12 protein-coding genes are annotated in these 12,365 nt (G+C 62.3%); 9 read left to right on the top strand and 3 right to left on the bottom strand.

Annotation, left to right across the window (positions count from 1 at the left end; translation table 11 throughout):
• Positions 1 to 13: 13 nt before the first annotated feature.
• From ACFKSJ_RS08345 to ACFKSJ_RS08375, 7 genes are all read left to right on the top strand, one after another.
• The gene (locus ACFKSJ_RS08345; protein WP_440949340.1) at positions 14 to 1,561 is read left to right on the top strand and encodes an anthranilate synthase component I family protein; all 1,548 of its coding nucleotides are present in this window, start codon (positions 14 to 16) and stop codon (positions 1,559 to 1,561) included.
• Positions 1,558 to 2,154: an anthranilate synthase component II gene (locus ACFKSJ_RS08350; protein WP_440949341.1), complete on the top strand. Its 597-nt coding sequence runs from the start codon at positions 1,558 to 1,560 to the stop codon at positions 2,152 to 2,154. The genes ACFKSJ_RS08345 and ACFKSJ_RS08350 overlap by 4 nt, the downstream gene beginning before the upstream one ends.
• Positions 2,151 to 3,167 (top strand): anthranilate phosphoribosyltransferase, encoded by a 1,017-nt coding sequence (gene trpD, locus ACFKSJ_RS08355; RefSeq protein ID WP_440949342.1) that lies wholly within the window; start codon positions 2,151 to 2,153, stop codon positions 3,165 to 3,167. The genes ACFKSJ_RS08350 and trpD overlap by 4 nt, the downstream gene beginning before the upstream one ends.
• Complete coding sequence (locus tag ACFKSJ_RS08360; RefSeq protein WP_440949343.1) at positions 3,164 to 3,970, top strand: indole-3-glycerol phosphate synthase TrpC; 807 nt, start codon at positions 3,164 to 3,166, stop codon at positions 3,968 to 3,970. Before trpD ends, ACFKSJ_RS08360 begins: the two co-directional genes overlap by 4 nt.
• Positions 3,971 to 3,981: 11 nt before the next feature.
• Complete coding sequence (gene trpB / locus ACFKSJ_RS08365; protein ID WP_440949344.1) at positions 3,982 to 5,157, top strand: tryptophan synthase subunit beta; 1,176 nt, start codon at positions 3,982 to 3,984, stop codon at positions 5,155 to 5,157.
• Entirely contained in the window at positions 5,154 to 5,948 is a 795-nt protein-coding gene (gene trpA, locus ACFKSJ_RS08370) for a tryptophan synthase subunit alpha (protein ID WP_440949345.1), read from the top strand. The genes trpB and trpA overlap by 4 nt, the downstream gene beginning before the upstream one ends.
• 73 nt (positions 5,949 to 6,021) lie before the next feature.
• Entirely contained in the window at positions 6,022 to 6,516 is a 495-nt protein-coding gene (locus tag ACFKSJ_RS08375; protein ID WP_440949346.1) for a redoxin domain-containing protein, read from the top strand.
• Here ACFKSJ_RS08375 and ACFKSJ_RS08380 read toward each other — a convergent pair.
• Genes ACFKSJ_RS08380 through modA form a run of 3 tightly spaced genes read right to left on the bottom strand, consistent with a single transcriptional unit; the run spans position 6,503 to position 9,029 of the window.
• Positions 6,503 to 7,237, bottom strand: a complete 735-nt coding sequence (locus ACFKSJ_RS08380; RefSeq protein ID WP_440949347.1) for a sulfate/molybdate ABC transporter ATP-binding protein — start codon at positions 7,235 to 7,237, stop codon at positions 6,503 to 6,505. The two genes, ACFKSJ_RS08375 and ACFKSJ_RS08380, sit on opposite strands and share 14 nt — an antisense overlap.
• Entirely contained in the window at positions 7,230 to 8,105 is an 876-nt protein-coding gene (locus ACFKSJ_RS08385) for an ABC transporter permease (protein ID WP_440949348.1), read from the bottom strand. The genes ACFKSJ_RS08380 and ACFKSJ_RS08385 overlap by 8 nt, the downstream gene beginning before the upstream one ends.
• 3 nt (positions 8,106 to 8,108) lie before the next feature.
• Complete coding sequence (gene modA, locus ACFKSJ_RS08390) at positions 8,109 to 9,029, bottom strand: molybdate ABC transporter substrate-binding protein (protein WP_440949349.1); 921 nt, start codon at positions 9,027 to 9,029, stop codon at positions 8,109 to 8,111.
• Positions 9,030 to 9,272: 243 nt separating this feature from the next.
• Between modA and ACFKSJ_RS08395 the strand changes: the two genes are divergently transcribed.
• Positions 9,273 to 10,178 (top strand): 4Fe-4S binding protein, encoded by a 906-nt coding sequence (locus ACFKSJ_RS08395; protein ID WP_440949350.1) that lies wholly within the window; start codon positions 9,273 to 9,275, stop codon positions 10,176 to 10,178.
• 209 nt (positions 10,179 to 10,387) lie between these two features.
• Positions 10,388 to 12,295, top strand: a complete 1,908-nt coding sequence (locus tag ACFKSJ_RS08400; RefSeq protein ID WP_440949351.1) for a molybdopterin-binding protein — start codon at positions 10,388 to 10,390, stop codon at positions 12,293 to 12,295.
• Positions 12,296 to 12,365: the final 70 nt, after the last annotated feature.

Below are 12,365 nucleotides of genomic sequence, written 5' to 3' on the forward strand. Positions count from 1 at the left end.
GTACTTGTGTACAATGAAGATCACAAATGTACATCAAACCCCTGATGAAGGACTGCAGATGAACCTCTCCAAGGAGGAGTACACCACCCTGGCCAGAGACCTGGCGAGACCGCTGCTGATCCCCCTGACCTGCTCGGTGCCGATCAGCGGCCTCTCGCCAACCGGCGTGTACAGTGCCCTGGCAACGCGGGAGGGGGCACTCCTCGAATCAGTCGAGGGGCCGACCAGACTCGCACGCTACTCGTTCATCGCCACCGATCCACCGCTGACGATCCGGTTCAGGGACGATGGAGTGAAGCTCGGCGGGGATCCGCGGTTCATCGGGATCGCCACAGCGCCGAAAGGAAGCAACCCGGTGGAGCAGCTCGAGTCGGTGATGAGCAGGTTCACCTACGCCGGGATCCGTGTTCCTCCATTTGCAGGTGGGATGATCGGCACGTTCTCGTATGAACTGACATCACGGCTCCATCCCGGACTCAGATCCGCACCACGGCCGGCAGAGGAGGAGTCTCTCGGCACCTTCATGCTGGTCACGGGGGGAGTGGTCTTCGAACACCTCACCGGGACCGTCACCCTCTTCACAACCCCCCTGCTCGATCACCGGCAGGACGCAGGGGAAGCTTACGAACAGGCTCACGAGCGTCTCCGCCTCCTCTGCAGAACCCTGGACCGGCTCAGGGAAGAGCCACCCAGGCAGGTCTTTCCAGAAGAAAGAAGCGGGGCGGCGGTCACCTGCACCTCCTCCCTCTCACCCACAGCCTACCAGGACGCGGTCCTTAAGGCCAGGGAACATATCCATGCCGGCGACATCCTGCAGGCCGTCATCTCCCGGCAGATCACCTGCCCGTATGCCGGCGACCCATTCCTCCTTTATCGTGCCCAGCGGGTGATAAACCCGGGGCCCTACCTCTACTACCTGGACTTCCAGGACCACCAGGTCGCCGGCTCGAGCCCAGAGATGCTGGTCAGGGTGGAGGGGAGGACCGTCACCACTGTCCCGATCGCAGGGACCAGGCGACGGGGGCAGGACGAGGAGGAGGACCGGGCACTGGCCGCGGACCTGCTCAACGATCCAAAGGAGCGGGCCGAACACCTGATGCTCGTCGACCTGGCCAGAAACGATATCGGCCGGGTCAGCACCTACGGCTCGGTCAGGGTCAGGGACTTCATGACGATCGAGCGATTCTCCCATGTCCAGCACATCGTCTCGACCGTCCAGGGCACCCTTGTCGATCACCTGACCTGCTTCGACGCGTTCACCTCCTGCTTCCCGGCCGGAACCGTCTCGGGGGCCCCGAAGATCCGGGCGATGGAGATCATCAACGACCTCGAATCCCGGGACCGGGGCCTCTATGCCGGGGCAGTCGGGTACATAGGCTTCGACCGGACCCTGGACTTCGCCATCGCCATTCGGACGGTCGTGGTCAGGGACGGAACCGCCTCGATCCAGGTCGGCGCAGGAATTGTCGCAGACTCGGTGCCTGCCCTCGAATGGAAGGAGACCGAGGCGAAGGCAGCCGCGATGATGCAGGCGATCGAGCTGGCAGGGGGGAGCGTATGAAGGTGCTTGTCATCGACAGTTTCGACTCCTTCACCTACAACCTCTGCCAACAGCTCGGCATGCTCGGCGCCGTGGTGACGGTGATCACCAGGGACGCCACCGAAGAGGAGACCATCGCCGCCGCTGCCGACTGCAACCGGATCCTCCTCTCGCCCGGGCCGGGGAAGCCAGAGGAGTCGGCCCTGTACAGGACCGTGCTTGAAACGCTCAGCCGGACGATCCCGACCCTCGGGGTCTGCCTGGGTCATCAGGCGATCTGCGCCACCTTCGGCGGCCGGATCGTCCGTGCCGGGGTGCTGATGCACGGAAAGACCTCCCCGATCGCCCACGACCAGGCAGGGGTCTTCACCGGCCTCCCATCCCTGTTCACCGCGACCCGGTACCACTCGCTGGTCGTAGATAAGAACGCAATCCCCGACGCCCTGATCGTATCGGCGACCAGCCTGGACGATGGCGAGGTGATGGGGGTGCGCCACCGGAAGTACCCGATAGAAGGGGTGCAGTTCCACCCGGAGAGCATCCTCTCCCCGGCCGGGGAGACGCTGATCAGGAACTTCCTGGAGCAGCCGTACACCGGCAGGGGAAGTACATGATCCTGGAGGCGCTGGCCCTGGCAACCGCTGGGCAGGATCTCCCAGAGCAGGTGGCTGCGGGGGCGATGGAGGCTATCATGACCGGAGCGGCCACCAGTGCCCAGATCGGATCGCTGCTGACAGCGCTCAGCATGAAGGGAGAGAGCCCTGTCGAGGTCGCGGCCTTTGCAGCCGTGATGCGGGCCCATGCCGTACCGGTCCAGATCCAGGGGGAGGGACGGCTCGTCGACACCTGCGGCACCGGCGGGGACCGTGCAGGAACCTTCAACATCAGCACCGCCGCAGCGCTCGTCGCCGCAGGGGCTGGGGTCAGGGTCGTCAAGCACGGCAACCGTTCGGCCTCGGGGCGGTGTGGGTCAGCCGACGTACTCGAGGAACTCGGCGTGAACCTGGCAATGACGCCGGCGCAGGAACGGGCCACCCTCGAACAGGCAGGGATCGTCTTCCTCTTCGCCCAGGCCCATCACCCGGCGATGAAGCATGTCGCAGCGGCACGAAAGGAACTCGGGATCAGGACCGTCTTCAACATCCTCGGCCCGCTGACCAACCCGGCCGGGGCCGACTCCCAGCTCCTCGGGGTGCCGGAACCGGCTCTCCTCAACCTGATCCCTCCAGTGCTGCAGGCCCTCGGCGTCGGTCATGCGATGGTCGTCTGCGGCGGCGGGCTCGATGAGATCAGCACCGCCACGGCGACCGAGGTGGTGGAGGTGAAGGGGGCCGAGATCCTCCGGTACACTCTGACCCCGGAGCAGTTCGGGATGCCTGTCAGAGACCTCGCCGAACTGCAGGGCGGGGACGCCCGAACCAGCGCCGCGATCATCAGAGGGATCCTCGACAGTGAGACAGGACCTTATCGGGAGATCACTCTCCTCAATGCAGCGGCGGCAATCTATCTCGGTGGCAGGGCCGGAGACCTCGCCGAGGGGGTCCGGCTGGCCGCCGGGTCGATCGATTCTGGGGCTGCTGCTGCAGCCCTGAAGACGCTGGTCTCGGTCAGCAGGGGCGAGGCATGATCCTCGATCACCTGGCCGCGGCCTCCCGGGCGAGGGCCGCCCACCTCCCGACCAGCGGCGGGTTCCCGCCCTCCGCCCATCGGCCGATCAGCCTGGCCGGGGAGATCCGGAACGTCTCCGACCGAAATGCCGTGATCGCTGAGATCAAACCCGCCTCCCCGTCGATGGGAGCGATCAGGACGATTGAGAACGCCGGGAACCTCGGGGCGGCGCTCGTCGGGGCAGGCTGTGTCGGCCTCTCGGTGCTGACCGAGCCGGAATGGTTCGGGGGATCGGTGGAGGTGCTGCAGCAGGTTCGGGCCGCGACCACCGTCCCGATCCTCCGAAAGGATTTCATCACCGACCTCCGGCAGATCGCCGAGACACGGGCGATCGGGGCCGACGCCGTGCTGCTGATCGCTCGCATCCTCGGGGATGACCTCTCTGTCTTCGTCGATGCGGCCCAGGACGCCGGACTGGAGCCGCTGGTCGAGGTGCATACAGAAGAGGAACTGAACGCAGCGCTCGCAACGAACACTCCGCTGATCGGGATCAACAACCGGGATCTGGCCACTCTTGTGATCGACCGGTCTGTCACCAGAAAACTGGCACACCTGGCCTCCGAGGCCGGCAGGGTTGTGATCAGTGAGAGCGGGATCAAGACCCCCGGGGATCTGGTGGAACTCACTCCGTTCGCCGACGCATTTCTGATCGGGACGGCGGTGATGGCCGCACCGGACCCGGTGACGGCTCTGGCGGGGTTCGTCCATGCAGGAGGGGAGAGGAGAACAGATGCAAACGAGAATGCGGAGACCAGAAATTGACGGACCATACCATGGATAACGGAAGATTTGGAGAATTTGGAGGGCGGTATGTCCCTGAGACGATGATCGCAGCACTCGATGAACTGGAGGCGGCCTATACCAGGGCCAGGAATAACCCGATCTTCGTCACGGCTCTTCGGCAGATGCTGACCGAGTACGCCGGAAGGCCGACCCAGCTCACCTACTGCCCACGGATGTCGGCGGATCTCGGGTGCAAGGTCTACCTGAAACGGGAGGACCTGATGCACGGTGGGGCCCACAAGTTGAACAACACCCTCGGCCAGGGGCTGCTCGCAAAGTTCATGGGCAAAACACGGCTGATCGCCGAGACCGGAGCCGGGCAGCACGGGGTCGCGACGGCCATCGTCGGGGCGGCGCTCGGAATGCCAGTCCAGGTCTATATGGGCGAAGTCGATATCGAGCGGCAGAAGTTGAACGTCTTTCGGATGCAGTTGATGGGGGCCGAGGTGATCCCGGCCAAGACCGGGACCAGGACGCTGAAGGACGCGGTCAACGAGGCTCTCCGCCACTGGGTCAGCGAACTGGACACCACCCACTACGTGCTTGGATCGGTGGTCGGGCCGCACCCGTACCCGACGATGGTCAGGGACTTCCAGGCAGTGATCGGGAACGAGACCCGCGAACAGTTCCTCTCCCGCTACGGCCTGCTCCCCGACATGGCCATCGCCTGTGTCGGCGGAGGCTCGAATGCGATCGGGATGTTCCACCCGTTCGTGAACGATCTCCAGGTCCGGCTCGTCGGGGTCGAGGCCGGCGGAAAAGGGAGCGGGCCCGGCGAGCACGGAGCCACTCTCTGCCGGGGTTCGCCCGGGGTGCTCCACGGGGCGCTCTCGTACCTGCTGCAGGATGGCGACGGGCAGATCGAAGAGACCCATTCGATCGCGGCCGGCCTGGACTACCCGGGCGTCGGACCCGAGCACAGCATGCTCAAGGAGACAGGCAGGATCGAGTACACCTCAGTGACCGATGACGAGGCGCTGGACGCGTTTCGGTACCTCTCCCGGACAGAAGGGATCATCCCAGCCCTGGAGTCGGCCCATGCAGTCGCCTATGCCCGGAAGGTGGCGAAGGAACTCGGCCCCGATCAGAGCATAGTGATCACACTCTCCGGCCGCGGGGACAAGGACCTGGCCCAGATCGCAGCGATGGGAGGGATCACCCCATGAACCGGATCGATCGGGTCTTTACAGGACGGAACCGGCCGGCGTTCATCGCGTTCACGGTGGCTGGCGATCCGGACCCGGAGACGAGTGTCAGGGTCGCCGAGGCGCTGGCCACCGCCGGGGCCGATATCATCGAACTCGGGATGCCCTACTCAGACCCGAGCGCAGACGGCCCGATGATCCAGCGAGCGGACCTGCGTGCCCTCGAGGCAGGGACCACCCCGGACACCCTCTTCGCGATCATCAGGGGGATCAGGAGACGGTCGACGGTGCCGATCATGATCCTGACCTACTACAATCCGATCTTCAGGCGCGGAATCGATCGGTTCTACCGGGAGGCGGCCGACGCCGGGGCCGACGGGATCCTGATCGTGGACCTTCCTGCCGAGGAGATCGGCGTGGCCCGGACGGCGGCCGACCGGTACGGTCTCTGCCAGATCGTGATGGCCGCCCCGACGACCACCGATGAACGGCTCGACCTGATCGGGTCTGCAGGGAGCGGGTTCCTGTACGTGGTCTCGGTGGCCGGCGTGACAGGAGCCCGGGACCACCTCGCCGTCGGGGTCGCGGACCTGCTCGAACGGATACGGAGCAGAACTGCCCTCCCGCTGGCCGTCGGGTTCGGGATCTCGCGCCCCGAGCATGTGCAGGCGATCGCTGCGGCCGGGGGAGACGCTGCCATCGTCGGATCTGCGATCGCGGCTATCATCGAGGAGCACACCCAGGATAGGGACCGGATGATCGAAGCACTCCGGGTCTATGTGACCAGAATGCGGGGTGCCCTCGAACCCTGACCAGGAATCTCTTCTTTCGATCCAGAGGACGAGTTCCATAAGATTATTACGTTTATCCGTCCACGATCAGCCCATGGCAGAGATGATACGGATAGGAGAGCGGGCGCCGGAACTCTCCATCAAGGATCAGCACGGTGAAGAGTTTCACCTTTCAGATGCATCAGGCAAACGGGTGCTCCTCTCGTTCCACCCGCTGGCCTGGACCTCACCCTGCGCAGCGCAGATGAGTGAACTGGAGGCGCATCAGGACGATCTCCGGTCCCTGAACACCGTCGCGGTCGGGATCAGCATCGACTCGGTCCAATCCAAGACAGCCTGGGCGCGGTCGCTCGGGATTCGGGAGACCCGCCTCCTCGCCGACTTCTGGCCCCATGGCGAGGTCGCGACCAGGTACGGGATCTTCCGCGAAAAGAACGGTTTCTCCGAGCGAGCCAATATCGTTCTGGACGAGGACTGCACGGTCATCTTTGCAAAGATCTATCCCATCCACGAGGTCCCGGACATCGGCGAGGTGCTCAGGTTCATCGGTCACGAGGCACCCCGGGCAGGGGAGTTCACCGAGGTCTGATCCCACTGCTTCCCGACTGGAGAGTGATGGCGCTGGGGCAGGTACACCCTCCTTCAAGATCAGAGGGAGAACCCCGCCAGACCAGTTCTCCCCGCTCGATCATCAGCACCCGATCACAGAGTGTCTTCGCCTCCTCGACATGGTGCGTGACACAGAGGCAGGGGATCTGATGCTCCTGCACATACCCCCTGACCACTGTGGTGAGGAGCGACCGGCTGTGGGCGTCGAGCGATTCATAGGGTTCATCGAGCAGCAGCAGCGCAGGATGGATGGCAAAGGCACGGGCTATCGCCACCCGCTGCTGCTGACCACCGGAGAGGTTCCCTGCTTTCACGCCGGCGAGGTCGGCGATTTCAAGCTTTGAGAGCCACCCGGTCACCTGGGATCTGATCTCAGCCCGGGAATATCCCAGGGACCGCAGACCATAGGCGACATTCTCAAAGACGGTCATGTGGGGAAAGACCGAGGTCTTCTGGGTGATATACCCGATTCGACGGGCGCAGACCGGGGCACAGTACTCCGATCCTCCATCGAAGAGGAGGCTCTCCCCAAGACTGATCCGCCCGTTGTCAGGGGAGAGAAGCCCTGCAATCAGGTGAAAGATCGTCGTCTTCCCTGCCCCATTCTCCCCCATCAGGGCCGTGATACACCCTGCCGGAGCCTGGAACCCGACATTGAGGGTGAACGACCTGAGTTGTTTGGTGACCGTGCACTCAAGCATGCCGTTCACCCCGGGTCAGCACCTTCACGGTCACCATCACACCAAAGGAGATGATCACCATCAGGATTGCCATTGTGACGGACCCGTTCAGGTCCCCCTGCATCGTCGAATAGATCGCCAGCGGCATCGTCTGGGTCCTCCCCTGCAGGTTGCCGGCGAACATGATCGTCGCTCCGAACTCCCCGAGAGCCCGTGCAAAGGTCATGATCGCCCCTGATAGCAGCCCTGAACCTGCCAGTGGCAGGGTGATGGTGAAGAAGGTCCGGATCGGCGAGGCACCGAGCGTCCAGGAGATCTGCTCGAACCGCTGGTCGACCCCCTCAAAGGAGGTTCTGGCCTGCCGGAGGTAGAACGGGGAGGCGACGAAGATCTGAGCCATCACCACGGCCACGGTCGTGAATGCAATATCCACCCCGAAGAGATGGATGTACTGCCCGAGGAGACCGTTTCTCCCGAACGTCAGCAGGAGGGCAAGCCCTGCCACTGCTGGCGGGAGGAGGAGTGGGAGGTCGATCAGAGCATCGACCACGAACCGTCCGGGATAGACATGCCGGGCATGCAGATAGGAGAACGGGGTGCCGACCAGCACCACCGCCACCATCGTCGCCGTGGCCGTGTACATGCTCAGGTACAGGGCATCCAGCACGACAGGATTTTTTAATGACTCAAGAAAGAGCGTGAGGGTCGTCCGGGTGAAGAGGGCGGCGAGGGGGAGGATCAGGTACCCACAGGTCACCAGCGTCAGCACCAGAGCGAGCGCTCTGGCGATGAGGGGAGAGGTGAGGAGGAGCCGGACAGGCCGTGCGTTCCGCACCCCTCCCCGGCTGCCGCCTGCTTCTGACCGATCAGACCCGCCGTTCCTGATCACACCTTACCCCTGCACGAACCCGTACTGCTTCAGGATCGCCTGCCCATCAGCGGACGAAAGGAAGGTCACAAAGGCCCCTGCATCGTCGGCCTGGGTGCTGTTCTTCAACACGCCGGACTGGTAGACGGTCTTGTCGTTGTACTTGTCGGGGATCGTGAGGAACTTCATCTGGCTGGCCTGGTCACCGGTCAGCGACGAGGTGTAGACGAAACCTGCATCCGCCTCACCGAGCATCACTTTGGAGACGATGCTGGTCACTTCGGTCTCGTAACTGATCACGTTGCTCATCACCTTCGTCTGGTAATCCTGACCGTAGGTCGTGTCGTTGGTCAACTTTCCGAGCAGCGTCCGGGTCGCGGTCCCGACCGGCACGTCCGGCGTCCCCATCACGATCTTCTTTCCAGGGGTTTCAAGATCCTGCAGTGTGTTGATGTTGCCGGGGTTGTTCGAGGGCATTGCCACCGTCAGGTAGTTGACCGTGAAGTTGGTGACCGAGGTGTTGTTCATGTACCCCTCACCCTTCAGCGCCTTCATGTGAGCGGTCCCTGCGGAGAGGAAGACATCGGCGTTGGCCCCATTCTCGACCTGGCTTCGAAGTGTCTGGGTGCCGGCAAGGTTGAACTTCACCGAGACACCCGGGTGTGACTGCTCAAAGGCCGTGCCGAGGGTTTTGGAGGCGTCCATGAGGGAGGCCGCGGCATAGACCGTCAGATCATGGGTTCCAGCCTTGGCCGTGGTGTTCGCTGCTGCCACAGGGGTGGAAGCAGTGGATGTCACCTGATGTGCTGTCGTCGACGCCGTACTCTGGTCGGATGGCGGGGTCTGCGTGGTTACACATCCGCATACAAGGAGGATGGAAAGGATCAGCACCGCTGTACATGCGACCACCCACATTCTGGAAAATCTGCGCTTTGAATCGTTCATTACATCATCTCTTCCTGCTCCAGAGGTGGGGCCCCGCACAGGCATTCACCTTAACTTAAACTGAAAATTAATTAAATGTTTTTAAAAATCCCGGTTGGATCACCACCTTATGATATCGCAGGTTGGAGAGCCGGCACCGATTCCAGCCCGGTTTTGGTCTGATCAGGAGAGTCAACCATTATTGATGGATCTTCCTGATCAGTACATCACTTATTTTATCACGCGCCCCAAACCAGCTGTTGCATGAAGAACGGCACGAAACATCTCCTCTCCCGTGGCGGGGTGATCCCATCCCAGGATCCAGATCGCTGCATCGTCCGTCTCCGCATCCCGGCCGGGGAGATCACCCCAGACCAGATGAGCGGGATCGCCAGGATCGCACGAAAGCACGGTGTTCCAGTGGTGCACATGACCACCCGTCAGACGATGGAGCTCCCGCAGGTCGACCCGGGGTCGATCGAGGCCTTGGTGAAGAGACTGGAACGGAACGGGACGCCACTCGGGGCGGAGAAGCAGGAGGTGGTGAACATCACCGCCTGTCCGGGAACGGATCGGTGCAGATTCGCCAACATCGAGACCAGGGAACTGGCCGCCGAGATCGACCGCAGGTTCTTTGGGCGCAACCTGCCGGTGAAGGTCAGGGTGGCCATCTCTGCCTGCCCGAACGGATGTATGAGCGAGCGGCTGAACGAGATCGGGATCACCGGGACGAGACGGCCGGTCAGGGAGGAGGGGCTCTGTACTGGGTGCGGCACCTGCGTCCACTACTGCAAGGAAGCGGCACTCAGGATCAGCGGAGGAAGGGTGGTCCTCGATCAGGAGCGGTGCATGCTCTGCGGAATGTGTGTGCTCCCCTGCCCGTTCGAGATCATCACGGCAGAGCCACCAGAGTACCAGATCACCGTTGGGGGCAGGCGGGGCAGGCATCCGCTGGTGGGCCGCCACCTGGTGACCGTCACCTCGGCCGGTGCGGTCGTCGACGTGGTTGAGATGATCCTCACCTGGATCTACCGGAACGCCTACAGTGACCAGCTGCTCCCCGAGCAGCTCGATGACCTAGAGTTCGAGTCCTTTAAGAAGAGGGTCAGGGAGGCGTGCTCAGGGTCAGGAGACCTGAGCGGGCAGGAACACCGGGGCATCTGGGCATAGGATCCGACAACCTGGGAGACAAAAAAGGGATGATCCCGATCCCCCTTTCCAGCAGTGGAACACTGATGGGTAACCATATGTTTTTTTAAATCATAAAAGTTAATCATAAAACCTTCATCGCGATCTCATATCTGTTCCCTGTGAGGCGGCCCCACCCTCCCTCCTGCGACACGGAGATCGTATGGTTAGAGAAAGTAGGGGATGTCGATATGAGACGCTATCTTGATCAGGTCACACTGGGGCAGGCTGTAGAATGTATGATCACCTCGTTCCCTCCGCCGGGACGGACCGCACGGGTTCCGATCCTTCAGGCTGAAGGAATGATCACCGCGGCACCGGTGTATGCCGGGTATACGGTTCCAATCGCCGATGTCGCTGCGATGGACGGATTTGCAGTCTCCAGCCAGGAGACAACCGGAGCCAGGGACCAGGTCCCGGTTTCGCTCTCTTCTTCAGTACCGGTCAACACAGGGAATCTGATACCATCAGGCTGTGATGCCGTCGTGATGATCGAGGACTGCTGGCTTGAGGGAGGCAGACCCCAGGTCAGAAAGGCCGTCGCCCCCGGGACGAATATCAGAAGAAAGGGAGAGGATCTCTCTGGTGGAGAGCAGATCCTCCCCGGGAACCACCTGATCCGACCGACCGATATCAGTGCGCTCGCCGCCTGTGGGATCACCGAGCTGGAGGTTAAGCAGATCTCCATTGGGGTGATTCCAACCGGTTCTGAACTGGTCGTTTCGGGCACTTCCCCCATGCCCGGGCAGGTGGTGGAGAGCAACAGCGTGATGATCGAGGCGATGCTCGGAGGAGGCGGGGTGGTCTGCACGCGCTATCCCCATGTCCCCGATGACCCTGACCTGATACGGGAGAAGGTTGCCGCCTGTACCGGGGTCCATGACCTAGTGATCATCACCGGCGGTTCATCTGCCGGAACCCGGGATTACTGTGAGACAGCCCTCACCGGACTCGGGGAGGTGCTCTTCCATGGAGTCGCGATCAAGCCGGGCAAACCCACCCTCCTCGCGAGGGTTCATGAGCAGCCGGTGATCGGACTGCCCGGGTATCCCCTCTCGGCACATCTGATCCTGCGTGAACTGATCATCCCGCTGCTGCGGGCATGGGGGCTTGCAAAACCGCTGGCAGGGAACCTCTGCAGGGTGGAACTCGGACAGAAGACCTTCTCAGATTGCGGTATCGACGAGTTCATCAACCTCTCCATCGGTCGGGTGAGCGGACGATATGTCGGACTCCTCCAGCCCCGCGGGGCAGCGGTCCAGATGTCCCTGGTGCGGTCCAACGGGTACGTGCATATTCCAGCTGCCGTAGAAGGATATGAGGCCGGGACAGCCGTCGACGCAGTGGTGACGACTGGTATGGAGGAGATAGAGCGGACCCTTCTGATCGCAGGAGTTCACGGGGAACCGCTCGACCTGCTCGGATCCGTGATCAGACAGCAGGGCGGCACCCTGCTCCCCTGCTTCTGCAGAAGGGAGAACGGCATTCAGGCGCTGATCCAGAGGATCTGCCATGCGGCGATGATCGACTCCCCGATTCCGAACCGGGGCCCTCCGAGGCCGACAATCAGGATACCCTTCGGAAGCCAGGGGCTGGCCACCCTCCACCTCGCCAAGCAGCAGGTTGGGATCGTCTCCAGGGAGGGGCTCGGGATCGAGGATCTTCCAGGGCGGACGATGATCGGGATGCCGACCGGCTCTCCGGAGGAGGAGGTCTTTATGAACGCACTCAGACGATGCAGGGTCATTGATGCATCTACAACGATCCGGACCGCCGATGTGATGAAGCATACCGGTGAGATCGCCCGAGCCGTCAGGGACGGGCTCGCCAATGCAGGGATCGGAACCAGTCAGAGTGCTGCACCGTTCGATCTCTCGTTCGTGCCACTGGGTCTCATCTCCTATGACCTTTTGATCGATGAAGATCTCTGCGAGGATGAGCCGATAGCAGGTCTGATCAGAGCAATCTCGTCCCCGAGGTACAGAATGGCGTTGAAGGAGTCAGGATATATCTCTGACTTCACCGGGGAGATCTATCATCTTCCCCCCTGTCCGGGTGTTGGGCCATGCGACGAGATCCCCTGGAGGGCAAGATCATAACAGATCTGGACAGGAGAAGGCGACATCAGAGAAAGATGATAACATAAATTAATTTATTTTTATAATTATT

It is taken from the genome of Methanosphaerula subterraneus (genome assembly GCF_052055875.1).
In the GTDB taxonomy this organism is placed as follows: Archaea; Halobacteriota; Methanomicrobia; order Methanomicrobiales; family Methanospirillaceae; genus Methanosphaerula; species Methanosphaerula subterraneus.